Origin of the sequence: Sorangium sp. So ce363 (assembly GCF_051520435.1) — a bacterium.
Taxonomy (GTDB): domain Bacteria; phylum Myxococcota_A; class Polyangia; order Polyangiales; family Polyangiaceae; genus Sorangium; species Sorangium cellulosum_B.
This window is the reverse complement of record NZ_CP150333.1, coordinates 4,725,799-4,751,500: the sequence shown is the minus strand read 5'-3', so window position 1 is coordinate 4,751,500 and position 25,702 is coordinate 4,725,799. Positions and strand designations below refer to the sequence as shown.

17 protein-coding genes are annotated in these 25,702 nt (G+C 72.3%); 11 read left to right on the top strand and 6 right to left on the bottom strand.

Features of this window, described 5'->3' with window-relative positions; translation table 11 throughout:
• Window positions 1–65 precede the first annotated feature (65 nt).
• A complete protein-coding gene (locus tag WMF12_RS18065; protein ID WP_437872800.1) occupies window positions 66–1,583 on the bottom strand; it encodes a carbohydrate porin in 1,518 nt (505 codons plus the stop codon).
• A gap of 730 nt (window positions 1,584–2,313) precedes the next feature.
• Here WMF12_RS18065 and pheS point away from each other — a divergent pair.
• Together pheS and pheT are read left to right on the top strand one after the other, a co-directional pair.
• Window positions 2,314–3,363 (top strand): phenylalanine--tRNA ligase subunit alpha, encoded by a 1,050-nt coding sequence (gene pheS / locus WMF12_RS18060; protein WP_012236022.1) that lies wholly within the window; start codon window positions 2,314–2,316, stop codon window positions 3,361–3,363.
• A gap of 33 nt (window positions 3,364–3,396) precedes the next feature.
• Entirely contained in the window at window positions 3,397–5,856 is a 2,460-nt protein-coding gene (gene pheT / locus WMF12_RS18055) for a phenylalanine--tRNA ligase subunit beta (RefSeq protein ID WP_437872799.1), read from the top strand.
• Between the two features lie 18 nt (window positions 5,857–5,874).
• Here the strand turns inward: pheT and WMF12_RS18050 are convergent, their stop codons facing one another.
• The gene (locus WMF12_RS18050; RefSeq protein WP_437872798.1) at window positions 5,875–8,574 is read right to left on the bottom strand and encodes an nSTAND1 domain-containing NTPase; all 2,700 of its coding nucleotides are present in this window, start codon (window positions 8,572–8,574) and stop codon (window positions 5,875–5,877) included.
• Window positions 8,575–9,284: 710 nt separating this feature from the next.
• Between WMF12_RS18050 and WMF12_RS18045 the strand changes: the two genes are divergently transcribed.
• Together WMF12_RS18045 and WMF12_RS18040 are read left to right on the top strand one after the other, a co-directional pair.
• Window positions 9,285–9,995: a hypothetical protein gene (locus WMF12_RS18045; RefSeq protein WP_437872797.1), complete on the top strand. Its 711-nt coding sequence runs from the start codon at window positions 9,285–9,287 to the stop codon at window positions 9,993–9,995.
• A gap of 162 nt (window positions 9,996–10,157) precedes the next feature.
• Window positions 10,158–10,511: a hypothetical protein gene (locus WMF12_RS18040; protein WP_437872796.1), complete on the top strand. Its 354-nt coding sequence runs from the start codon at window positions 10,158–10,160 to the stop codon at window positions 10,509–10,511.
• 113 nt (window positions 10,512–10,624) lie between these two features.
• Here the strand turns inward: WMF12_RS18040 and WMF12_RS18035 are convergent, their stop codons facing one another.
• Entirely contained in the window at window positions 10,625–11,842 is a 1,218-nt protein-coding gene (locus WMF12_RS18035) for an MFS transporter (protein WP_437872795.1), read from the bottom strand.
• A gap of 208 nt (window positions 11,843–12,050) precedes the next feature.
• Between WMF12_RS18035 and WMF12_RS18030 the strand changes: the two genes are divergently transcribed.
• The gene (locus WMF12_RS18030; RefSeq protein WP_437872794.1) at window positions 12,051–13,181 is read left to right on the top strand and encodes a pirin family protein; all 1,131 of its coding nucleotides are present in this window, start codon (window positions 12,051–12,053) and stop codon (window positions 13,179–13,181) included.
• Between the two features lie 5 nt (window positions 13,182–13,186).
• Here the strand turns inward: WMF12_RS18030 and WMF12_RS18025 are convergent, their stop codons facing one another.
• Together WMF12_RS18025 and WMF12_RS18020 are read right to left on the bottom strand one after the other, a co-directional pair.
• On the bottom strand, window positions 13,187–14,176 hold the full coding sequence (locus WMF12_RS18025; RefSeq protein WP_437300456.1) for a helix-turn-helix transcriptional regulator: 990 nt from the start codon (window positions 14,174–14,176) through the stop codon (window positions 13,187–13,189).
• A gap of 115 nt (window positions 14,177–14,291) precedes the next feature.
• Window positions 14,292–15,218, bottom strand: a complete 927-nt coding sequence (locus tag WMF12_RS18020; RefSeq protein ID WP_437872793.1) for an SMP-30/gluconolactonase/LRE family protein — start codon at window positions 15,216–15,218, stop codon at window positions 14,292–14,294.
• A gap of 654 nt (window positions 15,219–15,872) precedes the next feature.
• On the opposite strand from WMF12_RS18020, the gene WMF12_RS18015 reads away from it, so the two are divergent.
• The 6 genes from WMF12_RS18015 (at window position 15,873) to WMF12_RS17990 (ending at window position 20,926) form a co-directional block, all read left to right on the top strand.
• A complete protein-coding gene (locus WMF12_RS18015) occupies window positions 15,873–16,877 on the top strand; it encodes a PAS domain-containing protein (protein WP_437872792.1) in 1,005 nt (334 codons plus the stop codon).
• A 266-nt stretch (window positions 16,878–17,143) separates the two neighbouring features.
• The gene (locus WMF12_RS18010) at window positions 17,144–17,746 is read left to right on the top strand and encodes a cysteine hydrolase family protein (RefSeq protein WP_437872791.1); all 603 of its coding nucleotides are present in this window, start codon (window positions 17,144–17,146) and stop codon (window positions 17,744–17,746) included.
• Between the two features lie 3 nt (window positions 17,747–17,749).
• Window positions 17,750–18,595 (top strand): ABC transporter permease, encoded by an 846-nt coding sequence (locus tag WMF12_RS18005; protein WP_437872790.1) that lies wholly within the window; start codon window positions 17,750–17,752, stop codon window positions 18,593–18,595.
• Entirely contained in the window at window positions 18,592–19,437 is an 846-nt protein-coding gene (locus WMF12_RS18000) for an ABC transporter ATP-binding protein (protein WP_437746877.1), read from the top strand. The genes WMF12_RS18005 and WMF12_RS18000 overlap by 4 nt, the downstream gene beginning before the upstream one ends.
• On the top strand, window positions 19,434–20,474 hold the full coding sequence (locus WMF12_RS17995; RefSeq protein WP_437872789.1) for an aliphatic sulfonate ABC transporter substrate-binding protein: 1,041 nt from the start codon (window positions 19,434–19,436) through the stop codon (window positions 20,472–20,474). Before WMF12_RS18000 ends, WMF12_RS17995 begins: the two co-directional genes overlap by 4 nt.
• The gene (locus WMF12_RS17990) at window positions 20,471–20,926 is read left to right on the top strand and encodes a nucleoside deaminase (protein ID WP_437872788.1); all 456 of its coding nucleotides are present in this window, start codon (window positions 20,471–20,473) and stop codon (window positions 20,924–20,926) included. Before WMF12_RS17995 ends, WMF12_RS17990 begins: the two co-directional genes overlap by 4 nt.
• Window positions 20,927–21,652: 726 nt before the next feature.
• Here the strand turns inward: WMF12_RS17990 and WMF12_RS17985 are convergent.
• Window positions 21,653–25,696: an ATP-binding protein gene (locus tag WMF12_RS17985; RefSeq protein ID WP_437872787.1), complete on the bottom strand. Its 4,044-nt coding sequence runs from the start codon at window positions 25,694–25,696 to the stop codon at window positions 21,653–21,655.
• Between the last annotated feature and the right edge of the window lie 6 nt (window positions 25,697–25,702).

The following is a 25,702-nucleotide window of genomic DNA, read 5'->3' as shown; positions in this document are numbered from 1 at the left end:
TTCCCTTGCTTCGTTAACGGAATTTACGAATGGACGCGGTGAATCCCCGGAGCCCCGCGGCTGCGTCAGAACGCCGGGCTGGCCTTGATGTTCCACTCGACGTTCAGGCCGATGAAATGCTCCCACGTGCGCTGGCTGAAGACGTCATCCTGCGGATAGAGCGCCTTCGCGCCGTCGTCGCGCCGGGTCACGAGCCAGATGAACCGGAATTGCGGGCGCTTGAAATCACCCTTGCCTGCCACGTTCAGGAACGGCACGAGCCCGAGGCGCACGAGGCTCGCGCTGTGGTGGCTCGCCGCGGGGTGCGCTCCCGCCGCCGCGGGGTCGGCCGGCGGCGGGACCCTCCCCCGCCGCTGCGCCTGATACGAGGCCTCGACGGCGACGCCTCCCCAGTCGCGCAGGTAGAGATGCGGCCGCACGAGCAAGATGCCCTCGTCCAGATCGGCGAAGTCGAACGGCTCGCTGGCGTTGCGGAAGGAGCGCGCGTATCCCGCGGCCATCAGGCCGAGCGGCCCCGTCTCGTAGTTGCCGCTCAAGGTGAAGAGGAGCTCGTGCGCGCCGGTCGCGGTGCCGTCCGGCGCGGGCTGGGTGGGAGCGCCGAACTCGCCGTAGGCGGCGAGGCCGCCGGCGTACCGGAGGAACAGGTGCAGGTGCCCGTTGTTCACCCCGGTGAACGGGCTGATCTGCGCGCCGACGACGTACCCGGAGTCGCGCGGCAGGCGCTCGACGATGCCAGCCTCCGCCGTCTCGCGCGCGCCCGACGGCAGCTGGTGCAGCTCGCCATACAGGACGCCCTTGACGCCGCTCTTCTCCCCGACCGGGACGGTGTGGCTCGCCTTGACGCTCGAGATGAGCCGCTGGCGATCGAGGAGGTTGACGTTCGCCGCGCCAGGCTGGTTGAGCGCCGGCGGGCGCTCCACCGTCTGGAGGTAATACGGAGAGAGCGGCCGGTTGACGCCTGCGTGCGCCGCGAAGTACGTGCGCTTCGAGGGCAGGTCGTAGCGGACGCCCCCGCCCAGCGTGTTCAGCCAGTCGAGCGGCCAGAAATCGAGCAGCTCGGCGTTGTCACCGCGGTACAGGCGCGAGCCGACCCATACGGACAGGCCCTTGACGCCGAGGTCTCGCTCCTCGACGAACGCGTTGCGCACCGACATGTTGATGTTCCACGGCCGCGCGTTGTTGTAGTGGAGGACGGGGGCGTCCACGACCAGGCGGACGGCAACGCGCGTGGTGGCGCCGGTGGACTCCCAGTGATCCTGCCGCTCCAGGTCCATCTGGATGAACGTGGACTCGTCGAGGCGCGAGCCTCTCCAGACGATATCGGCGTCTCGCCCCGGCCCCATCTCGGCGTCCGTGGCCGCGACGACGCGGCCGACGCCGCCGAAGAAGAACCCGCTCTCCGGCACCGGCGTCGTGGTCGTGGGCGTAGTCGTGGTCGTGGTCGGAGGGGGCAGCGGCTGCCCGTTCACGACCGCTGGAGACACCCAGAGCGCCGCGCCGAGCAGGACGGCGACTACCCCGCGCCGCGAAGCGCGGCGGACATCGAGCTCATGGTCGTAAAAGAGATGGATGATGGGATTCAAGGTGCGCCGATCTCGTGGTGTGTTGGAGCCGCAGCAGCGCAAGCCGCGGCTTGTCGTCAGGGCGAAAGGAGCCCGACGAGCACGCTTGGCGTGGCTCGCTCATCGATTGGAATTCTCGCAGCGCTCGCGCTCAGGCGCGCTCGCCCGCGTCCGTCGACGTTCACAACGCTCGTCGATGTTCGTCAACGCTCGTCAACGTTCAAAGCAAGCGATGGGCCAGAGACGATCGGCTCGGTCGCAGCGCCACGATCCAGGCGTCCTCGCCGCGGCCAGAGTGCGAATCCCGATTCAGATCGGCAGCTGCCGTGGAGAGCCCGTAAACCTCGGGTTGACACGGTTGACGTGACCGACACCGGCGGTGGACGCGCGACTCCCGCGAGGAGCCCGCGCGGGCCGTTCGCACGAGCAAGGCGACGTGGAGCGATGCGCGCCTGTGGCATGGAGTCGTGATGGTCGCGGGCGAGCGCCGGCGAGCCCGTCGTTTCCAGACGGACCGCGCCGTCGCGAGCGGAGGCTGTCAACCCGACGTTGACCGCGTGGACATCGGTTGTTGCGCGACCGCCGCGCGGCGGGGGGGGCACGCCGCGGCGGCTCCTCGAGCGGGGCGCGCCCGCCGCGGTGGTGGTCGTCGAGCCTCCGGATCTCGTGCGCGGCCTGGCGCCAAGGAGCCGGGGCGGCGCGGGAGGTCAACGTCTTGCGTTGCCATGGCCTTCGCGGTAAGGGGGCGGCAATGAGTGGTCCCGAACTCGGCCGCCTCATCGACGAGGTCGATCGCACGGTGGACGTCCAGTTCGCCGCTGCCGGCGATCTCGATGAGCTGAACCGCCTGTATGCCAGCCTGCTCGGGCGCCGCGGGTCGCTCAATGCGCTGATGAAGCAGCTGCCCGGCGCGGCGCCCGAGGAGCGCAAGGCGCTCGGCCAGCGCCTCAACGCCGTCAAGGGCCGCGTGGAGCGCGCCCGCGAGGAGGCGACGGCGAGGATCAAGCGCGCTGCGCGCGATCGCGAGCTCTCCGCGCCGCCCCTCGATATCACCCTGCCCGGCCGCTGGCGCGCGCCCGGGCGGCCGCACCCGATCATGCGGACCCTCGATGAGATCGTCGATATCTTCGTCGGGCTCGGGTTCGACGTGGCCGAAGGGCCGCAGATCGAGCTCGCGCGCTACAACTTCGATCTCCTCGGGTTCCCGGCGGATCACCCGGCCATGGACATGCACGACACGTTCTACATGGCCGGCGATCCTGGCCAGAACGTGCTCCTCCGGACGCACACGAGCCCGGTCCAGGTGCGCGAGATGCTCTCCCACCCTCCGCCGGTGATGATCGTCGCGCCCGGGGTCGTGTATCGCCGCGACGACGACGCGAGCCACAGCCCCATGTTCGTGCAGATCGAGGGGCTCGTGGTCGACCGCGACGTGTCGCTCGCCGATCTGAAGGGCCTGCTCGAGGTCTACAGCCGCCGGATGTTCGGCGAGGCCACGAGGACGCGCTTCCGGCCGAGCTACTTCCCCTTCACCGAGCCCAGCGCGGAGCTCGACGTGTCCTGCCTCGTCTGTTTCGGCGAGAACCGCGCCTGCCCGCAGTGCAAGGGGACGGGCTGGCTGGAGGTGCTCGGGTGCGGCATGGTCCACCCGACGGTGCTCCGGAACGTCGGGATCGACCCGGAGGAATACACGGGGCTGGCGTTCGGCATCGGCGTGGATCGCACGGCCAACATGAAGTTCGCCGTCGACGATATCCGCGCCTTCTACGAGAACGACGTCCGCTTCCTCGGAAGCCTCTAGGCCACTGCCCCTCGCCCGCAGCCCCGATTCCCCATGTTGATATCCTACAAGTGGCTTCAAGAGATCCTCGGCGCCGATCCCGGCGTCGACGCGGTGACCTCGGCGCTCGGCCGCGGCGGGCTCGAGGTCGACCGCGTGACGCACGTCGGCGCCGCGCTGCGCTCCGTGGTCCTCGCGAGCGTCGTCGCGACGCGGCCGCACCCGGCGGGCAAGAAGGGCCTGACGGTGGTCCGCGTGGACGCGGGCGGAGGCGGAGAAGGCGTCGAGGTCGCGTGCGGCGCGCCGGTCATCCCGGCGGCTCCGGCGCTCGTCTGTTATGCGCCCGTGGGAGCGCAGGTGCTCGACCGCACCGGCGCGCTCGTGACGTTGACCGAGAAGGCCGTCGCCGGCTTCACGTCGCCCGGCATGCTCTGCGCCGAGGACGAGCTCGGGCTCGGGTCGAGCCACGAGGGTCTCCTGACGGTGGAGGGCGGGCGTCCGGGGCAATCGCTGCTCGACTGGGAGCCTCGCCTCGAGGACTGGATCATCGAGCTCAGCGTCACCCCGAACCGGCCCGACGCGCTGGGGCACCTGGGCGTGGCGCGGGACGTGGCCGCGGTGCTCGGCCTACCGTTCCGTCCGCCCGCCGTCGCCGCGCCACGGGCGAACGGCGCCGGAGCGCCCGCGGCCGTGCAGACACGCGCCGCCGTGGAGGTGCGCGACGGGGACCGCTGCCCCCGGTATGACGGGCAGGTGATCGAGGGCGTCGGCGTCGGCCCCTCGCCGCTCTGGGCGCGGGTGCGGCTCGGCCGCCTCGGCGTCCGGCCGATCACCAACATCGTCGACGCGACCAACCTGGTGATGCTCGAGCGGGGGCAGCCGCTCCACGCCTTCGATCTCGACGCGCTGCGGCTCCCGATCGAGATCCGGAGGGCCAAGCCGGGCGAGGTGTTCGTCGCGCTCGACGGGCAGAAGCTGTCCCTGGACGAGGACGACCTGGTCATCGCCGACGCGGACCGCGTGGTGGCCCTGGCGGGCGTCATCGGCGGCGCGGACAGCGGCGTCACCGCGACGACCCGGAGGGTGTTCCTCGAGTCGGCGTACTTCGAGCCGCGCGGGATCCGCAGGTCGGCGCGCCGGTACGGCTTCCACACCGAGGCGTCGCACCGCTTCGAGCGGGAGGTGGACCTCTCGGGGGTCCCCCTGTCGCGCGACCGCGGGAGCGCGCTCATCTGCGAGCTCGCGGGCGGCGAGGCGGCGGGCGAGCCGATCGACGTGTACGTGGCGCCGCGCGCGCCGCGCCGCCTGACGCTGCGGCTCCCGCGGTACCAGCGGATCATCGGGGCCGAGGCCCCGGCGCGGGCGCGGGAGATCCTGGAGACGCTGGGGCTCTCGGTGCTGGAGCAGAAGGCGGACCGGCTCCTCGTCGAGGTGCCGGAGCACCGGCCCGACATCGCGGAGGAGATCGACCTCATCGAGGAGGTCGCGCGCATCGCTGGCTACGACCAGATCCCGAGCCGGCTGCCGCGCGTCGGGGCCGCGCCGGCGGGCGCCCGCGGCGATTACCGGCTGCGGCGCAGGGTGCGGCAGATCTGCACGGGGATCGGCCTGCACGAGGCGGTGACGTACTCGTTCCTGTCGCCCCAGGAGCTGAAGGCGGCGCGCTACGACGACGGATCGCTCCTGCGGCTGCTCAACCCGCTCTCCGAGGAGAAGTCGGTGATGCGGCCGTCGCTGGTCCCTGGGCTGCTCACGGTGGTGCAGCGCTCGCAGCGGTACAACGTGCCTCGGGTGCGGCTGTTCGAGGTGAGCCAGGTGTTCCTGCCGTGGCAGGGCGAGGCGAGCGGCGCGAGCCAGCTGGCGCGGGTCGAGCGGCCGCCGGTGAACGAGCCGACGCGGCTCACGATCTTCCTGGCGGGGCCGCGCGACAGCTACCTGACGCGGCCCGAGGACGTCGATTTCTACGACGGCAAGGGCGCGGTCGAGGCGGTGCTGGCGGAGCTCGCGGGCAGCGTGACGCCGGCGTTCGACCTCTCGGGCGAGGCGCCGCCGTGGGCGCACCCGAAGAAGGGGGCCCGCGTCCTGCTCGACGGCCGCGAGGTCGGGTACGTGGCGGAGCTGCACCCGGACGTGCGCGAGGCGCTGGAGATCACGAGCGGGGCCGTCGTGGCGGAGCTGGATCTCGCGGCGGTGGCTGCGGCGTACAAGGCGCCGGTGGCCGCGAAGCCGAGCCGGTTCCCGGCGATGCGGCACGACGTGGCGCTGCTCTTGCCGCTCGACGTGCCGGCGGGAGAGGTGCTCGAGGTGCTGCGGACCACCGCGGGGGAGCGCTGCGAGAAGGTCGAGATGTTCGATCGGTACCGCGGCGAAGAGCTCCCGGCGGGGACGCACTCGCTGGGGTTCGCGCTGTGGTTCCGGTCGGCCGAGCGGACGTTGACGGACGACGAGGTCGACAAGTGGACGAAGGCCGCGGTGGACGCGGCGAAGGCGCGGTTCGGGGCGCAGCAGCGCTGAGGGCCGGCGGCGCGCCCGCTACTTCAGCGTCGGCTTGATCTTCCCCGCCGTGCGCTCGATCAGCTGCTCCTGCTCGCGCTTGCTCCGCAGCGCCTCCTCGCTCGCCAGCGCCTTCTTGAGCGTGTCCTCCGTTCTCCGGATTTCCTCGAGCTGCTCGGTGATCACCGTGTTCTGGCGCGTCAGCTTCACGATCCCCGCCCCCGCCGCGACCACCAACAACGAAAGCGCCGCGATGATCCCGGACACGAGGCGCCGCCTCCCGCGTTGCTGCTGGTCGGCGAACCGGAGCACCTCGTCCAGATAGAGCCTCTCCCGCTCCGGCAGCTCTCCGCGGTAGCGCTCGCGAAAGCCGCGCGCCTCCTCGGCGACCTTGCCGCGCCAGAGCGTGTCCGCGGCGCGACCGCTCGCGTCCCAGAGCCTCGCCGCCGCGCGCAGCCGGTCCAGGAACGCGGCGTCTTCCTGGTTCTCGTCCAGCCAGCGCCGGAGCGTCGGCCACCGCTCGATGAGCGACTCGTGCACGATCTCCACCGTGCTGCCCGCGCGGTCGCTCCCCGTCTCGATCGCCAGGAGCCGCGCGTCGGCGAGCAGCTCCACCACCCGCTCGATCTCGCCTCGCTCCCCGGGCAGCTCGCACAGCTCGCCCAGGCTCGCCACGGCCCGCGTCCGCTCCGGCGTCACCAGGCGCTCCAGGACCACCCGCGCGTGCTTCGCCCGGTGCCCGCTCATTCCGGCCAGCACCGTGTCGGCGTGGCTCGCCAGCGCGCCCGCCACGCCCCCGAGCGCCTCGTAGCTCGCCCGCGTGAGCAGCTTGCGCCCCCGATCGCGCATCTCCCACAGCCTGGCCGCGGTGAACTGCAGGAGCGGCAGCGCCCCGCGCGTCGTCTGCAGCGCGTCGAGGATGCCCTCGATCATCGCGGGATCCTCGATCTCGTGCCGCGCCGCCTCGATTGGCCTCATCAAGGCCTCCCGCAGCCCGTCGCGCCCCATCGGACGGAGGAACACGAGGCCTCGCGTCATGATCGCCATGAAATGCTCGTGCTCGGCCATCCGCTCGAGGAAATCGGACCGCACGGACAGGACGACCCGGAGCGGCGAGGAGGCGTCGTCGGCGATCCCCGCGAGGCACGCGAGAAACGCCGCGCGCTCGACGGCCGGGGCGCCGAGCGTGAAGAGCTCCTCGAACTGATCGATGAACAGCACGAGGCGCCTCTGCGCGCGGCTCGCCCCCCCGCGCAGCGCGGCGCCGAGCAGGCCGGGCTCGGCGCGCAGCCGCTGGATCAGGGCCCCGCGCATCGCCGCGCCGCCCTGCGGGGAGAGCGCCTTCAGGTCGGTGTTGAGGGTCACGGCGGGGTGGTCGAACAGGTCCGCCAGCACGGCCATCGGCTCGCGCCCGGGCCGCACGACGAGCGCCTCCCAGCCCTCGCCGGAGCGCTTGAGCGCCGGGATCACCCCTGCCCTCACGAGCGACGACTTCCCCACGCCCGAGGCGCCGGCAATCGCGAGCAGCGGCTGGCTCCGGAGGCGCGCGACCACGCCCGCGAGGTCCTGCGCGCGGCCGAAGAAGCGGTCGGCGTCGGCCTCCTGGAACGACGAGAGCCCTGCGAACGGGCTCTCGTCGGCGCCGAGGAGGATCTCCCGGCGCCCGGGCAGCAGCGGCAAGAGCTCGACCAGGAGCTCCTGCGCGGACGCGAACCGCTCGGACTTCCGCTTGCGCAGGCAGCGATCGACGATCGCGCCGAGCGCGCCGATCTCCGGGTGGCGCGCGCCGACGGTGGGCATCGGCTCGTCGAGGGCCGCCACCGCGAGGAGGTCCATCCGGCCGCACGGGGCGAGCGGGTGCGCGCCGAGCAGGAGCTCGTGGAGCATGATGCCCACGGCCCAGACATCGCTCGACGGGCCGACGTCGAACCCTCGCCACTGCTCGGGGGACATGTACGCCAGCGTGCCGATGATCGCGCCGTCGCGCGTCAGGCCCGCGTCCCCGGCGACGGCGCGATCGCCCGAGAGGATCACCTCCTCCTCGAGCAGCTTGGCGATGCCGAAATCGACCACCTTGATCGCGCCCGACGCGTCCAGCATGACGTTCTCCGGCTTGAGGTCGCGGTGGACGATGCCGGACGCGTGCGCGCTCGCGAGCGCGCGCACGATGGGGACCACCATGTCGACGGCCAGGCCGGGCGGCACCGGCGCCGTGGACACCGCCTCGCCCGCGTCCGCGGGCCTTCGCTGGTTCATCCAGGCGCGGAGGCTCTGCCCCTCGATGTACTCGAGCACCATGTACGGGGATCCGTCGTGCTCGTTCACCTCGTGGATCGTCACGATGTGCTCGTGCTTGCAGCGCGCGGTGGCCTGCGCTTCGACCAGGAAGCGCTGGACCCCGGCGCTGCTCAGCATGGTGAGGAGCTTGATCGCGACGAGGCGAGCGAGGCGGGTGTCGCGCGCCAGGAAGACCACGCCCATGCCGCCCCGGCCGAGCTCGCGCAGGAGCTCGTAATGGCCGATGCGGGCGCCGGCCGAAGGCGCCGGCCTGGCCTGCGCCAGCAACGAGGGGGGCGGGTCGGCCGTCGTGGTCATCGCGTGGCGCTGCGCCTCGCGGGTGCCCGCGACCACGCCGTCAGCCGTGGCCGGCTCCATGGCGGACAGCCCGGCCGCGGGGGGCGCTGCTCCGGCGATCACCGTGATGGCGTAGCCCGCATCCTCTGGCGAACTGCCGCTCATCGCGGGATGCTTCTCGTCATCGTGGGGCGCCGCACCGCCTTGCGAGCATAGCCGTGTCCGAGTTCACCAGCACAGCCTTTGCGCCGGCGGCTCCGGCCCGCCTCTCTGCGCCGCGGCCTCCTCGTGGCCGCCGGGCGTCCCGGGTATCCAACAGCACCCATGGCGCCAGCCACTTCACAGGAGGACCAGCACGGGTGTAGCCTGAACCACGACGTCTGCTCGTCGCGCCCAGGGCGACCGGCGCGAGCGCGCTCGAAGCTCAGCAGCGCTCCGGAGGAGAGGCACTTGGCTGTCACCACGACGACCCGCAAGCGACCCGCTCGGGTCGGCGTCTCCTGTGTGAAGCACCTCGTGCCCATCGCCCTCGTGGCCCTGTGCGCCGCCCCTGCGGGAGCGCAGGCAACGCCGCCAGCGGCGGAGTCGTCATCGCCGTCGGCGATGGGGGCTCCAGCGCCGCCAACGGCGGAGTCGCCCCCATCGCCGCCGACACCAGCGCCGTCGCCAACGGCGAAGTCGTCATCGCCGCCGCCATGGCACCGAGGAGTCTCCGAGGATCGGAAGCAGAGAGCCCAGGCGCTGTTCGAGGAAGCGCGGGAGCTGCAACGGCGCATGATGCTCGCGGAGGCGCGGGCGAGTACGAGCAGGCGCTGATTTCCTGGGAGCACCCCGAGCTCCGGCTCTACCTGGGACGGGCGCTCGCGAGCATCGGTGTGCCGTTGCTGGCCTACGACAATCTGCGCATGTCGCTGCAATGGGGCCCGGGAGCGCTCGATCCCGAGACGGAGCAGGAGGCGCGCGCGGCGATGCGCGCGCTCGTGGAGCAAGAGCTCGCGGTCATCGAGATTCGCTGCGACGAGCCGGGCGCCGCCCTGCTGGTCGACGGCAAGCCCTGGTTCGTCGGCCCTGGCACCCGGCGCCGGATCGTGACGCCAGGAGAGCACGTCGTCACGGCGAGAAAGACTGGCTACTTCACGGTCGTCAAGCCGATCGTCGTGCTCGCCGGCAAGGAGGCTTCGGGCCAGCTCGCGTTGAGCCCCGATACCGTCGTCACCAGCCAGAGGTGGCCCGCATGGATGCCCTGGGCCACGCTCGGGGCCGGCGCCGCCCTGGGCTCGGCCGGCGCCGTGCTGAAATGGCACGCTACGACGGCTCACGATGAGGCGGATGAGCGCTTCCAGACCAGCTGCACGCCGTCGTGCGCGCCGTCCGCCCGCGATGAGTACGAGGGCAGCGTCCTCGAGGACCGACTCGCGATCGGCGCGCTCATCGCCGGCGGAACGACCGCGATCACGGGCGCGGTCCTGCTCCTCATGAACAGCCCTCAATCGTACCGCACCGACGACCGCGGCGGAGTGAAGCTCGAGATCCTCCCCGCCGCGTCGCTCGACGCTGCGATGCTGTGGGCCCGTTTCGTGCTCTGATTCAGTTGCGCGAGAGCGCACCTCGTGCGGCGAGCCGCCCAGGCGCCGCGTCCGTCCGGCGTCTGCCTCGGCGCAGCGCACGTCGCGGCGATGTTCCCCTCCCCGGCCCGGAACCTTCGCGCCCAGCGCCTGTCTGGAGCGGTATCCAAGGAGGTACTCGTCATGGTCGAAGCCTTCCACATGGGCGGCTGGGGGATGTATCCCACGCTCGTCTTCGGGCTCCTGCTCCTCGCCGCATCCGTCCGATACGCCATCTCCCCCGAGCGGCGGTTCGTGCCGCTCCAGGTGAGCCTCGGTATCCTCACGCTGGTGTCCGGCGGGCTCGGGTTCGTCACCGGCTTCATCAAATCCCTCACCTACATCGGCGCCGTGGCGCCCGACACGCGCTGGATCTGGCTGGTCGGCCTCGGCGAGTCGCTGAACAACATCGGGCTCGCGCTCTCGCTCCTCGTCCTCTCGTCCATCGCCGCCACCGTGGGGGCTTATCGCTTCTCGCAGATGGAGCCTGCTCGCTGACGCGAGAGCGCCTGGCGGCGATGCCATTCTCATCCAGGTGACCACGACGTCGGCGCCGAGGCGCCACAGGCGAGCTCGAGCGCCGCATAGCGCCGTGACCCGCGGCGCGACGACTACGAGCGCCCCGTAGCCACCAGCGCGACGCGCCGCTCGATCCCGAGGAACAGCAGCGGCAGCGCCACCGTGAACACGATCGACAGCCCCGCGACGACCGGCATGCCATCGAGACGGTGGTCCGGCAGCTCGTGGAGCATCCTGGCCGCCGCGAACGCAGCGATCGCGGACGACATGTGCTGCACGGCCGACTGCATCGAGGTGAAGCGCGCCCGCTCGGCGGGGCGCGGCACCTTCGACGTCAGCGTGTTGTACGAGACGTTGCGGAACGTCATGCCCAGCATGAAGACGATGAAGATCGCGAGCACCGGCAGCCCCGGCGTATACGAGACGAACCCGGCGTAGAGGACGCCCGCGAGCACCGCCGCCCCCACCGAGCCCGTCTGAAACGCGCCGAAGCGGTCCACCAAGGGTCCCACGGCCCGCATCGCGGCGAAGCTCACCAGGCCTCCCACGAAGTAGAGCAGCCCGAGCCGCTCGCGCGGATACCCGAGGTTGTACTGCACGTAAGCCGAGATGTTGGGGATCACCAGGAACGACGCCACCGTCAGGATCGCCGTCGTCGCGTACGAGAGCAGCACGATCGGCCGGCCGAGGAGCGCGCCGAGCTCGCCGAGCGCGCTGCCCGACGGCGGCGCGCCGGTCAGGTGATCCCGCATCGACGGCAGGAGGAAGATCGCGAGCCCGGCGACGAGCAGCCCGAGCGCCGCGACCGCGAAGAACGGCAGCGGAAAGCCGCCGCGGCGGGCGAGCTCCAGCCCGGCGGGGACGCCGAGCACCGAGGCGACCGAGAACGAGCCCATCACGACGCCCATCGCCTTGCCGCGCCGCTCGGGCGGGATCACGTCGGCGACGATCGAGAACGCGACCGAGGTCGCGGGCCCGCCGAACGCCCCGGCGAGCACGCGCGCCGCCATGAGGCTCGGGAGCCCCGTGGCGAAGCCCCCGGCCGCCGTGCCGGCGACGAGGCCGAGCATCGCCACGGCGAGCGCGCTGCGCCGGTCGAAGCGGTCGAGGAAGAACGCGCCCGCGAGGCCCGAGACCGCGGCCGCCGCCGTGTAGCTGCCGCCGATGAAGCCGATGCTGGACATCGGGATGCCCAGCGCGACCGCGAAGTCGGGCCCGAGCGGCATCACCATCACGAAGTCGAGGATGTTGATGAACTGGACCGCAGCGACAAGGAAGATGATGCTCGATTCGGAGCGCCGTTTGGACACGAGGCTCGACTCTAGTCGACTCCAGGCGCGCCCGCCCCGCCTCCGCACGAAAAAGCGCCGCGCTCACGCCCAGACGCGCCCCTCACCGCTCCCCTGCTCTACCCGGCCCGCGCGGCGGCTCGCACGTCGCGCGCGTTGCTGCCGGCGCAACGCCACGTTGCGCGCTCGCACCGTTGTCCCTCCATGAGGTCCACCTTACGATGAGACGATGAGCCCCATGGATCGCCGCACAGCCCTCGGCGCCCTCGCCGCAACGCCCGTCGTCGCCGCGTGCGACCCCTCCACGCCCTCGCCCGGTCGTGGCGACGAGGCCGCGCTCGCCGCGGAGGACGTCGTCCGCGACGTCGCGCCGCTCGGGTTCCCCTGGGAGACGCTCGATCCCTTCCTGTTCTGCGTCCACCACGACGACGCGTACCCGGCCGGCGACGAGCGGATGGGTCCGGCCGCCTCGCTCGCGGGCCGCGCCATCGGGCGCGACTTCGCGGGCAAGGACGGCTGGCGCATGTACCACGGCGACGTGGTCCCCGGCTTCCCGCAGCACCCGCACCGCGGCTTCGAGACCGTGACCGTCGTGCGGCGCGGGCTCGTCGATCACGCGGACTCGCTCGGGGCGGCCGCGCGCTACGGCCGCGGCGATGTCCAGTGGCTCACGGCGGGGAGCGGCATCGTCCACGCGGAGATGTTCCCGCTCGTCGAGAAGGACGGGCCCAACCCGCTCGAGCTCTTCCAGATCTGGCTCAACCTGCCGCGCGCCGACAAGCTCGCCGAACCGCGCTTCGTGATGATGTGGGGCGACACGATCCCCAGGCAGATCGCGCGCGACGCCGCGGGCAGGACGACCGAGATCACGATCGTCGCCGGCCGCCTCGGCGAGCTCCGCCCGCCGGCACCGCCGCCGAGATCGTGGGCGGCGCGCGCCGCGTCCGACGTGGCGATCTGGACGCTCAAGATGGCCCCGGGCGCGCGGTTCACGCTGCCGGCCGCCTCCCCCGGCACGAACCGCGCGCTCTACTTCTTCCGCGGCGCCGAGCTGCGCGTCGGCGCCCGCCGCGTCCCCGCGGCCCACAGGATCACGCTCCGCGACGGCGCCACAGCGCTGCTCGAGAACGGCCCCGACGAGGGCGAGATCCTTCTCCTCCAGGGCAAGCCGATCGGCGAGCCCGTCGCGCAGCAAGGCCCCTTCGTGATGACCTCGATGGCGGAGGTCCAGCAGGCCTTCCTCGACTACCGGCGGACGGGCTTCGGCGGATGGCCGTGGCCGAGCGACGGCCCGGTCCACGGGCGCGCGGAAGGCCGCTTCGCGCGCTACCCCGACGGCCGCATCGACAAGGCGGGCTGAGCCCCTCACCTCGCGTCGAGCTCGGGCTCCTCGCTCCAGCAGTCGTTCGCGCTCGCCCGGTGCCGCGCGCGGTACTCCGAGGGGCTGACGCCCTCGGAGCGCCGGAACTGCTCGGCGAAGCGCGACGCCGAGTCGTAGCCGCAGGCCGTCGCGACCTCCAGCACGCCGTGGCGCCCCGAGCGCAGGAGCCCCTTGGCGAGATCGAGGCGCTCCTTCCACAGGAGGGCCCTGAACGAGACCCCCTTCGCGCCGAGCCGGCGGCGCAGCGTCGCGTCGCTCACCCCGAGCGCGCGCGCGACCTCCGGGGCCGCCCACGGGCGCGCCGGATCGCGGCGCACCAGCGCCCGCACCGCGAGCGTCGGATCGAGCGCCAGCGTCGAGGAGGCGGCGCGCGCCTCGTCGAGCTGCTCCCGGTGCTGCAGGAGCAGGGTCAGGATGAGATCCTCCAGCCGGTGCTCGATGAGCAGCGCGTGCGCGCCGGGCAAGAGGAGCGTGTTCACGAGGTGGATCAGCGCCTGGATCGACGGCATCGCGGAGCGCAGGAGGTGCGGCCGATCCGCCTCGAAGCCGCCGAGCCCCCGCTGGACGCAGAGCGTGGGATACCGGCGCTGGAGCCGCTCGTCGACCTCGCTCAAGAGCTCGATCGTGAACGAGCGGTACGCGCCGCGCTCGGGATCGGGCTCGTTCACGAGCTCGAGGGGGATGCCCTGCGGCACGAGCAGGATCTGCCCCTCCCGGGCGACGAGGCGCGTGTTGCCGTCCGGGCCGTCGAGGAAGATCCGCTTCGCGCCGTCGAGGATGAGCACGACGAGCGGCCGGGAGAGCCGCTGTATCGTTATCCGATCGCGCGTGCGGGTGAAGACGCCGACCCACCGGGCCAGGCCGGCGCCGCTCGCCGAGGACGTGCGCTCCAGGCGGGAGATGGCCTCTCTGAGCGCGCCCCAGGCCTGGGCTTGATCGGTGGGCTCGAGCAGTCGGGTGAGCTGGGTCTTCATCGTCGCTCCTGATGGAAAAGGGCGCGTCTCTCGCCGCGGAGACACAGCGCGGGGCCGGCCGGGGCGGCGCAGCGTAACCGCGCCGCCCCTGGGCCCAAAGCGCTGTTCCGCCGGCTCACTTCACGTCGAGCAGGACGATCTCGCCGTCGTTGAAGAGCGGGACGAGCAGGCGATTCCTGGCGCGGTCCCAGCCGAGATCGGCGGGGCTCGGGAGATCCTCCGCGAGCGTGGAGACGCGCGGCGCCGCGTCCCCGGCGGGGTCGATCTCGAAGACGGCGCCCGCGTCCCAGCTCGACACGAGGAGCCGGCCGTCATCAAGGCGCACGAGGCCGTCCAGCGTGCCAGCCGGCAGGGAGATCTCGCGCCGCGGCTGCGCGGAGACGTCGAGCGCGTCGAGCGCGTCGACCCGCGCCGCGCCGAGGTAAGCCACCCAGATCTCGCCCTCCGCGCACGCCACGCCGTTCGGGTGCGGCAGCGCGGGATCCGCGATCAGCCGGGAGACCTCCCCGCCCGGATCGACCGCGACGAGCGCGTCGGTGCCGATCGGGGTGAACCCGCCCTCCCCGATGGCCACGCCGGAATCCGAGACCACGATCGACCCGTCGGGCATGGCCGCGACGTCATTGAGCAGGCCGGCGCCGGCGACCTCGATGTCCTCGATGGGCGCGCCGTCGCTCGCGTCGAAGACGCGGATCACGTCGATATCGGCCACATAGAGCCTGCCGCCCGCGATGGCCATGCCCTTCGGGGCGCTCAGCGTCACGCCCTCCGACGCGCCGTCGATCCATGTCAGGTCGAGGATCTCGCCGTCCGGCGAGACGCGCGAGATGAACGCGCGGTCGTCCTTCTCGACGGGTGAGCCGACGATGTTCGAGACGAGGTAAACGTCGCGCTCCTCGTCGTGGAGCACCGACTCGGGTGTGCTGAAGCCGGCGACGCGGCGGAGCTCCGGCGCGGCCGGGGCCTCGCTCTCGGCGCACGCCGGGAGGACGGCAGCGAGGCAGGCGAGGACCGCGGCGAGGCGTTTCGGTTGCGTTTTCATTGTGCGCTCTCTCGTGTGAACGGGCCGGCGACGCGCCGGCTGGTGCGCCTACCCTGCGCCCGCGCGCCGCGCGGCGCGCGCCTGCGGCGCTCATTGGTACGCCCGAAACGCTCACGCGCCGCGCTTTGCGCCGCAGCCGGCCAAGACACAAGGCCTCGCGCAGGCGGCGGGGCCACCCCCGGCCATGGCGCGTATCGACCAGGGAAGAGCCGATCGTTCAAGGCGCCTCCGTGGTCCCACTCGACCGGGAATCGAGAACCGCGAGACAACGAATCTCACGTCCACGCCGCTTCATCGGCCACGCGCAACGCACAATCATCGTCCGCGTTGTACGAGGTAGATTCCCGCCCTCCGCAGATCCTGTCCTGACAAATGAGCACGGGTCCAGCTTGAACGGCGCGTCAACGACGGGTAAACGGCGCGTCAACGACGGGTAAACGGCGCGTGACGGCGCGTAACGGCGCGTAACAGCGCGTAACGGCGCGCGCTCGCCCTCCGCACGGGCGAGGAACGTCTTGGTCGACATCCACGGGACCTGCCGGCCCACACCGGCGACACGCGGTGAGTCGACAACGGACATCGAGCGCTTGACAAGTGTTGCGCCCCCGACAATCATGCGGCCACCGTGGCCCGGCCGACGCGTGGTACCCTTTAATGCAGTGTCTTTCAGACCCAGATAGCGAGACGTCGCTGCACGAGCAGGTCGCGGCGCTCCGCAGGCGCGTCGCGGACCTGGAGCAGGCCCTGGCCGAGGCGCAGCGACCGAGCTCGGTCGTACGCGAGGCGCGGCCCGCCGCACGGGAGCATGAGCTCCTGGCCAGCTTCTTCGCGGCGGAGGCCTCGGGGTACGCCGCGATGCTCGACGCGATCCCGGCGATGGTGTTCTTCAAGGCTCGGGACCACCGGTACCTCGCCGTCAACAAGGCTTATGCGGAGCACTATCGCCTCTCGAGCGACAGGATCGTCGGGAAGCGCGACGAGGAGATATTCGTCGACGAGGTCGCGCGCAGCTACCGCGAGAACGACGAGATCATCATGTCCGAGGGGATCCCGCGGATCAACGTGGAGCTCCGGTGGAAGCTCGAGGACGGGAGCGACGGCTGGACGCTGGAGAACAACGTCCCGTTCCGCGACGCGAGCGGGCGTGTGATCGGGATGGTCGGGGTCGTGGTCGACATGACCGCACGAAAGAGGACGGAAGAGGCGCTGCGGAGCACCGAGGCCGATCTCCTCGCCATCCAGTCGCGCCTCCTCGAGACGATAGCCGCGCTCTCGACGCCGGTCCTGCCCATCGACCACGGGGTCATCGTCGTGCCGCTCATCGGCAATCTCGACACGATGCGGGGCACCCAGCTCATGGCGGCGCTCCTGCAAGGCGTGGAGCGCCACGACGCCGAGTTCGTGATCGTCGATCTCACCGGCGTCCCGATGATCGACAGCGCCGTCGCGCTCCACCTCCTGCGCGCGGTGCAGGCCGTGGGCCTGCTCGGCGCCGAGAGCGTCCTCGTGGGGATGTCGGCCAGCACCGCCGCGGCGCTCGCGAGCCTCGGCGAGACGCTGGAGGGCATCGTCCTCCTGAGAGATCTCCGGGCCGGCGTGCGTTACGCGATGGCGCGGCGGAGAAAGTTGACCGGCGCGCAGCCGATGGCGCCACCGTAGACGTCAGGCGACGCCGAGCGGCGCCGAGAGACCTCTCCTCCTCCCCCTCGCACCTTGTTCCACACAGCGGGCGACCTCACGCCCTCTCGAAGTGCTCACGCACCCAGGTCTCGCTTGACCCTCCGGCGAGGCACCCGCTAAGTTCCGTTCAGCCTTTTAGCGCTGCATTCCCGGCTGATGTAGAGACGGTCGGTTCACCACTTCACCACACCTCAGCGAGCTCGACGCGCCCGGTGTCCCCTGCGCGTCGAACGTCCAGACCAGCGATGACGCCGCGTATCCGCCCGTTGCCCCTCGACCAGGTCCGCCCCGCCACCACCGCCCTCCTCGTCATCGACATGCAGCGGGACTTCGTCGAGGAGGGCGCGCCCTGCGAGGCGCGCGGGGCGCTCGATATCGTGCGGAGCGTCAACGCACTCGCCGCGTGGGCGAGAGGGCACGGCCTGCCGGTCGTCTTCACCCAGGAGATGCACAGGGCCGATCGGTGCGACTTCGGCATCGAGCTGGAGTTCGAGCCGCTGCACTGCCTCGAGGGATCCCGCGGCGCCGAGATGGTCGATGGGCTGCGGATCGAGCCGCAGGATCATCGGATCTTCACCAAGCGGCGCTACGACTGTTTTCTGGGCACCGACCTCGACCTGCTGCTCCGGTGCAAGCGGGTGGAGAACCTCATCTGCTGCGGCGTGTGCACCAACATCTGCGTGCTCAGCACCGTGCTCACCGCGAGGAACCTGGATTACCGCGTGCTGCTCCCGGTCGACGCCGTGGCCGGGACCTCACGGGAGCTCCACGACGCCGCGATCCTCTGCATGAGCAACGCGTTCGCCTACGTCACCGAGAGCGCCGCGGTGATGCAGCTCTTCGGCTGACGGATGCCCGGCGACCGAGCGCCGCGAGCCCCGTCGCGACAGTGCGAGCGACCACCGTCGCGCTGGCTCGCGCTCGGCCGCCCCGTTCCCGCCCGGGTCCGTCTCGCGCTCGGCGCGGCGAGCTTCCTCGCCACCCTCGCGGCGTACGCCGGGCTCGCGGGCCGCGACGGGGTGAACACCGCCCTCGCTCCCACGCTCGCGAGCATCGGGCGGGCGACGGCCGACGCGCTCGGCTCGGCGGAGCTCTGGCTCGACGTCCGCCATAGCTTCCTGCGGGTCACGGCCGGGTTCGTGGCCGCCGCGCTCCTCGCGGTCCCGCTCGGCGTGCTCGCCGGCGCGTTCCGATCGATCGCCGCGCTGATCGAGCCGCCGACCGAGTTCCTCCGCTATGTCCCCGTGCCGGCGCTGATCCCGCTCGTCATGATCGCGGCGGGCATCGGCGAGGGCGCGAAGGTCCTCCTCATCTTCCTGGGGACCTTCTTCCAGCTGCTGCTCATGACCGCGGACGAGGTACGGCGGGTCCCGGCGCCGCTGCTCCAGGTCAGCCAGAGCCTCGGAGCCACCCGGCGGGAGATCGTCTGGCGCGTGCTGGCCCCGGCCGCCCTCCCCGGCATCTGGAGCGCGCTGCGCATGTGCAACGGGTGGGCGTGGAGCTACGTCGTCGTCGCGGAGCTCGTGGCCGCCACCGAGGGCCTCGGCTTCCGCGTCCTCAGGTTCTATCGCTTCATCCAGACGCCCAGCATCTACGCGTACCTGGCGGTGCTGGGCGCGATCGGCCTGGGGCTCGACTGGGCGTTCGGCGCAGCGCACCGCCGGCTCTTCCGCTGGGCCAGGGGGCGCGACGCGTGACGCTCTCCGTGCGCGGCGTCAGCAAGGCGTACGCCGGCCGCCGCGGCGAGACCAGCGCGCTCTGCCCGCTCGACCTCGATGTCGGCGAGGGCGAGTTCGTGAGCCTCGTGGGCCCCTCCGGGTGCGGGAAATCGACGCTGCTGCACATCGTCGCGGGGCTCGAGCCGGCGACCACCGGGGCCGTCACGCTCGGCGGCGAACGCGTCCTCGGCCCCGGCGCCGAGCTCGGCGTCGTGTTCCAGCAACAGACACTCTTCCCGTGGCTCAGCGTGCGGGAGAACGTCCGCTTCCCGCTGACGCTGGCCCGCCACCGCGGCCGGGCGCGGCAGGCCGGCTCCGAGCGAGAGGCGGACCGCGTCGAGCGCCTGCTGCGCCTCGTCGATCTGTGGGACTTCCGCGACGGCGCGCCCGCGGAGCTGAGCGGCGGCATGCAGCAGCGCGCCGCGCTGGCGCGGGCGCTCGCCGCGCAGCCGGAGGTGCTGCTGATGGATGAGCCGTTCGGCGCCCTCGACGCCCAGACACGTGAGGAGATGCAGGGGCTCCTGCTCCATGTGATCCGACATCACCGGATCACGACGCTCTTCGTCACCCACGACGTGGATGAGGCCCTGATCCTGTCCGATCGCGTGGTGGTCTTCTCCGAGCGCCCCGGCCGCGTCGTGGCCACCATCGACGTGCCGGTACCCCGGGCGGATCGCTCGCCCGACCTCAAGCTCGACGAGGCGTTGCTGCGCCTCAAACGGGATATTCTCTCGCTCCTGCGGGGGAAGGCCCGCCCCGAGGAGCAGCGCCGCCGTTTGCTCCTCGGGCTCACGCATACGCCGAGGGGAGAGGATCCATGAACCGAAGGACCGTCGTGCTAGAGCTCGGGGCAGCGCTCGCCTGCCTCCTCCTGTCGCCAGGCTGCTCGAAGAAGGACGAGCCAGCGCGCGAGATGCCCGCCGCCGCCGCGCCGGGCGAGAAGCCCGGGGCCGCGGCGAACGCGCCGGTGAAGCTGACCGTGGGACACGACCTGTGGATCGGTTATGCGGGCGTGTTCATCGCGAACGAGCTCGGGCTGTTCAAGCAGGCTGGCCTCGACGTCGAGCTCAAGCCGTTCTCGAACCCCGGGGACACGCTGCCGGCGCTGGCCGCGGGGAAGCTCGATATCGGCCTGACGACCCTGCAGAACCTGGCCGTGCTGAGCGGCAACGGCGACACGGATATCGTGGCCATCGCGCTCATCGACAGCTCGAACGGCGCGGACGCGGTGGTGGCGAAGGAGGGGGTCGCGTCCATGGCCGATCTCAAGGGCAAGACGGTCGCGCTCACCCTCGGCGAGGTCAATCACATGCTGTTCCTCGCCGGCCTGAAGAAGTCCGGGCTCTCCACGGACGACGTGAAGCTCACGAGCATGAGCGCAGACGATGCCGGGGCCGCGTTCGTGGCGGGGAAGGTCGACGCCGCGGTCACCTGGGAGCCGTGGATCACCAAGGCGACCAAGGGCGGCGGTCGCGTGATCTTCTCGAGCGCCAGCGTCCCCGACACCATCATGGACGCGGTGGCCGTGCGCCGATCGCGGCTCGCCGAGTCCGGCGACGCCTGCTCGAGGTTCATCGGCGCCATCGATCAGGGGGTGCGCGTCCTGCGCGGCGAGCCCGACAAGGCGATTCCCATCGTCGGCAAGTACTTGAGCGCTCCGCCCGAGGACGTGAAGGGCATGCTGGGCGGCGACAAGATCTACGATCTGGCCGACAACAAGCAGCTCTTCGGCACGGCGGAGAAGGCCGGCCCCGTGTACGCCTCGATGAAGGCGGTGGTCGACTTCGCGGTCGAGTCCAAGCTCGTCAAGAAGGCGCCGGCGCCCGAGTCGCTGCTCGACCCGAGGCTCGTCCGATGAGCCGCGACGAGGCGCGCATGGCGCGCGCGCTGGAGCTCGCGCGCGGCGCGCAGCGCGCGGGCGAGCCGCCGTTCGGCGCCCTGGTGGCCGCCCCCGACGGCACCGTCGTGGCCGAGGCGACCGACGAGGTGAACGCCCAGCGCGACTTCACGTGGCACGCCGAGGTCGGCGCCGTCCGCCGCGCCTGCGCGGCCGCCGGGCCGGACCTCACCGGCTACACGCTGTACACCACCGTGGAGCCCTGCCCGATGTGCTTCACCGCGGCCTGGCTCGCCCGGGTGAGCCGCGTCGTCTTCGGCTGCACGATGCAGGAGGTCACGGCGGCGACGGGCGGCGCGCAGCGCGAGCTGGCCGTCCCCGCGCGGTGGATGAACGAGAGCTCCGGCGCGCCCGTCGATCTCGTCGGCGGCGTGCTCGCCGATCGGTGCCTCGCGCTCTTCAACGAGTCGTGACGCGCTCGCCGACGTCGAGTCCCGGCGAGTGGACGCGAGGCTCGCCGGCGTCCGCGCGTCGTCGAGGGCGCGGAAGGTCTAGAACACGTGCGCCGGGGGCGTCGATTGGACCTTGGTCCCATGGCGGCCCGCCGGGAGCTGATGTAATGCGCCGAGCATCGCAACGAAGCGCGTGGAGATCGGTGCCGGGCGAGTCAAACGGCTGGGGAAGACCTCGCTTCCCTACTTCAGCAAGAGTGCGGGAGAGCCATTTTTACTGACGCTCTACAGGGTCCAGCGAACGGCAGTCAGGTCACGGTGTCACGTGAGACCCGGCGTCCTGTCGGTCGCACGCTACATCACACTTTAATGCGGTCGCCCTCGCCTGGAGCCGACTCTTGTACTCTGATTTGACGCTCTTTAAGGCTGAGCGGGAAATGAAGGCTTCGCTCTGGCAGGTTCATGGTTCCGTGCTTTTGTGGGCGCATGAGCTCGCGGCGCTGGTACGAGCTCGCGTGCGGACTTGTCCGCGCGCCGAGCCACGTCCTGGAAGAGTGTTTTCAGATGAACAAGCAGACCGGTGCCATCTGCGCGCGATTGCACGGCTGCACCCCTGCCGGAAGCCGGCGACGCTGCAGCGCCGGCTGCTGCGGGCGATAACGCGCGCACCCTCGACGAGGTCGTCGCCGAATAGGCGTCGTCCAGAAACCTTGCAGCCGCATTCGGCCGACCGCTGATCGTAAGGGATCAGGGGCCAGGGTCGCCAGCGCCGGTGATCCGGCTTCCGCCGGCCGGCGCCTGTTCTCCGCGCTCGGCCGCGACCAGCCGCGCGCCGAGCGCGCGGACCCGGAACTCCTCGGCCAGACCGCGCACCTCCCGGATCCACGGCGCGAGCCGCGGATCCTCCGCCTCGAGCGCGGCGAGCCGCTGCAGGAGATCCTGGAGGCGACCCCGCTCGACGAGATCGGCGAGGCGCGCGAGCTCCTCCGGGGGCGGCGAGGGTACCGCGCCGTGCAGCGACGCCCCGTCGCCGGCGCCGCCAGCGACGTCGGCGACGCCGTCCACGCCGCGTGCGCGCTCGGGCGCCGCGCGCACCCAGGTGAGCGCGAGGCGGCGCTCGAGCTGCTCGAGCAAGGCGCTGAGATCGATCGGCTTCGGAAGGAAGCCGTCGCAGCCGGCGGCCTCGCTGCGCGCGCGCTCGGGCGCCTCCACGCTGGCCGACGTGGCCACGATGGGCAGGCCGGCGAGCCCCGGGATCCGGCGGATCCTGCGCGCGGCCTCGTCGCCGCCGAGATCGGGCAGGCGCAGGTCCATCAGCACGAGGTCCGGCCGGCGCTCCGCCGCGAGCGCGACGGCCGCCTCGCCGCCCGCGGCCTCGACGACCTCGAAGCCGAGCGGCACCAGCACGTCCCGCAGGAAGGCGCGGTTGTCCTCGTGGTCGTCGACCACGAGGATCGCCCGGCGCGCGCCCTCGTAGCCCGTGATCGCCCCGTCCCCGCGCCGCTCGCCGGCCGGCGCCGCGCCGGCGAGCACGGGCAGGTCGAGCGCCACGGTGAAGGTGCTGCCCTCGCCGGGCGCGCTCTCCACGTCGATGCAGCCGCCCATCTGGTCGACGATGTGGCGGGTGATCGCGAGCCCGAGGCCCGCGCCCTCCACGCGCGCGCGAAGGTCGCCGGCCTGCTCGAACGGCTCGAAGATGCGGGCGAGATCCGCCGCCGCGATGCCGGGGCCGGTGTCCTCGACGCGGAAGAGCACGCCGCCGGGCGCCTGTCCGTCGCGCGGCGCGACCCGGAAGGTCACCCGCCCATCGCGGGTGAACTTGATCGCGTTGCCGAGCAGGTTGAGCAGCACTTGCGTGAGCCGCTTCTCGTCGGCGCGCACCCACGCCGGCGTGCCGTCCGCGATCTCGAGCACGAACGCGAGCCCCTTCGCCGCCGCGCGCACCTTGCACAGCTCCGCGACCGTGCGCGCAAGCGACGGCAGGTGGACGTCGCCCGGCGCGAGATCCAGCCGCCCTGCCTCGATGCGGGCGAGGTCGAGGACATCGTCGATCAGGGTGAGCAGGTGCTCGCCCGACCGGCGCACCACGTCGACGCCGGGTCGATCCTCCGGGGCGAGCCGCGCGGAGCGCTGGAGCAGCTGCGCGTAACCGAGGATGCCGTTGAGCGGCGTGCGCAGCTCGTGGCTCATGCTGGCGAGGAAGGTGGTCTTCGCCTGGTTCGCGGCGTCGGCGGCGTCCCTGGCGGCCGTGAGCTCGGCGGTGCGCTGCTCCACGAGCGACTCCAGCTCGCGCGTGCGCCGCCGCAGCGCCCGGAGCCGCAGGCGCATGCCGGCGTAGGCGAGCCCGGAGAGCGCCGCGGCGTAGCCGAGGTACGCCCAGGTCGTGCGCCACGGCGCGGGCCGGACCTGGAAGGCGACGCTCGCCGGGCCGGCGACGTTGCCGGCGTGATCGCGGCCCCACACCTGGAAGGTGTACCGGCCGGGCGCGAGGTTCGTGTAGCGCGCGCTCGCCTCCGCGGTCCACGCGCTCGGCGCCGCGTCGAAGCCGACGAGCTGGGTGCGGTAGCGCGTGCTGCGCTCGTGGAAGAGGCTCAGCAGCGTGTACGCGAACGAGGCGGTGTTCTCGTCCCACGCGAGCGACGCGCCGGGGGAGAGGGCGAGCGCGCCGCCCGCCGCGCGCGCCTCGAGCGCGAGCGGCTTCGGCGCGGCGTTCGGGATCTCCTCGGCCGGATCGAGCACCGCCACGCCGCCGGTCGTGCTCGCCCAGACGCGGCCCCGGCTGTCTACGAGCGAGCCGTTCTGGTTGCACTCGTTGCTCGGCAGCCCGTCGTCGGTGGTGAAGGTGTAGGCGGCGAGCTCGGCGGGATCGTCGGGCGTGGGTGCGCGCGGGGTGAAGCGGGTGACGCCCTGGTCGGTGAAGGCGTAGACCCGGCCCTGCGCGTCCGAGCGCACGCCGTAGACGATGCCGTCCGGCAGCGCCGGCCGGGACGGTTCGTTCAGCGGATCGAGCCACGCCTCCGCGTCGAGGTCGTAGCGCGAGATCCCGCCCTGGGCGCCGATCCAGAGCACCCGCGCGCCGCGCGTGTCCCTGAGCTCGGCGAGCGCGCCGATGGCGTCCGAGGCGAGCGGCGCGCTCGCCGCGGTGTAGCTCCGCCACTGCCCGTCTTCGAGCCGCGAGAGCCCCTTCATGGTGCCGAACCAGGTGGAGACCTTCCCGCCCGCGCCCGCGGTCTCGAGGATGCTGGTCACGTGGTCGTCCGCGAGGGGCACCCGCGCCTTCGTGAAGACCTGCCACGCGCCGTCCACATCGAGGCGCGCGGCCCCGCCGACCGTCCCGATCCAGAGCGCGCGCCCGTCGCGGGACTCGGACAGCCACCAGATGCCGTTGTGAGGGAGCGGCGAGCTCTGCATCGTGTACGTGGTGAGCTGCGTGCCGGTCCAGCGGTGGAGCCCGGTGGTGTCGCTGCCGATCCAGACCACCCCGGGCTCGCGCGAAGACGGCAGGAGGAAGCTCACGAGGTCGCCGAGCTTGCCGGCGAGCTCGGGGGCGTCGAGCGGCGAGAAGCCTTGCCCCGAGGACCGCGCCACGGTGTTGTTCAGGGCCACCCAGAGCTCGGGAGGGCCGCCCTGGGCTCCCGGCGCGCGCACCTCGGCGAGGGACGTGATGCTGCCCGACAGGCCCGCGCTCCGCTGCGTGAACCCGACCCATCCGTCGTGCCGCAGGCGCGCGAGGCCGCCGGCGTTGGTGCCGATCCAGAGCGTACGCCCGCCGTGCGCCTCGGAGGTCGCCGCGAGCGCCATCACGTGGTCGTCCGGCAGGGTCGAGTTCGTCTTCGTGAGCGACGTCCACGTCCCGCCCGTGAGCCGCGCGAGGCCGCCGCCGTACGTGGCGGCCCAGAGCGTGCGCGCGCCCGTGCCGCTCACCGTCTCGGCGAGCGCCCGCACAGGCTGCGCCAGCGCCGGCACGCTCGCCGGGGTGACGCTCTCCCACCGCCCGCCCGCGAGCCGGGCGACGCCTGCGCGCGTGCCTGCCCAGAGCACGCGGCCGCCCGCTTCCCCGGCGGTCTCGAGCAGGCTCACGACCGTGTCGTTGGGCAGCCCCTCCGCGGTCGTGGCAAAGCGGGCGCAGCCGCGGTCGCCGCAGCGGAAGAGGCCCGCGCCCGTGCCGGCCCAGAGCGCCGGCTCCCCGCCGGGGAGCGCCGTCGGGTGCAGCGCGCGCACGTCGGGGTGCTCGAAGCCGGGGCCGAGGTCGATGCGCGTGAACCGCTCGCCGTCGAGCCGGTAGAGGCCGTCCGTCGTCCCGGCGAAGAGCGCGCGCCCTCGGCCCGTGGGCGCCTCGAGGAGCGTCCGGATCGGCCTCTCGGACGCGAGCCCCTCGGCGGCCCCGAAGCGCGTGAAGCGCCCCTCGGCGTAGCGGAGGATCTGGCCGGTCATCATCCCGAACCAGACGGCGCCGTCCTGCCCCGTGGCGACCGCCTGCACCCAGCTCGACCCCCCGCCGGTCGGCAGCGGAAGCGGCGTGAAGCGGCGCCCGTCGTAGGACGCCGCGCCGCCCTGGGTGCCGACCCAGAGGCGGCCGCCGGGCTCGAAGGCGATGGAGTTGATGGTGATCTGGGGGATGCCGTCCTCCGCGTCGAAGACGCGCATCCACGGCACGCCGCGCGCCCGGAGGTCGCCCGCGGCGGGCGCGGGCGCGCCGCCGGCGGCGAGCGCGGGTGACGACGCGACGGCCATGCCGAGCCCGAGCGCGGCGAGCAGGCGCCCACGTGATGAGGGAGACCGGCCAGCCATGTGGCC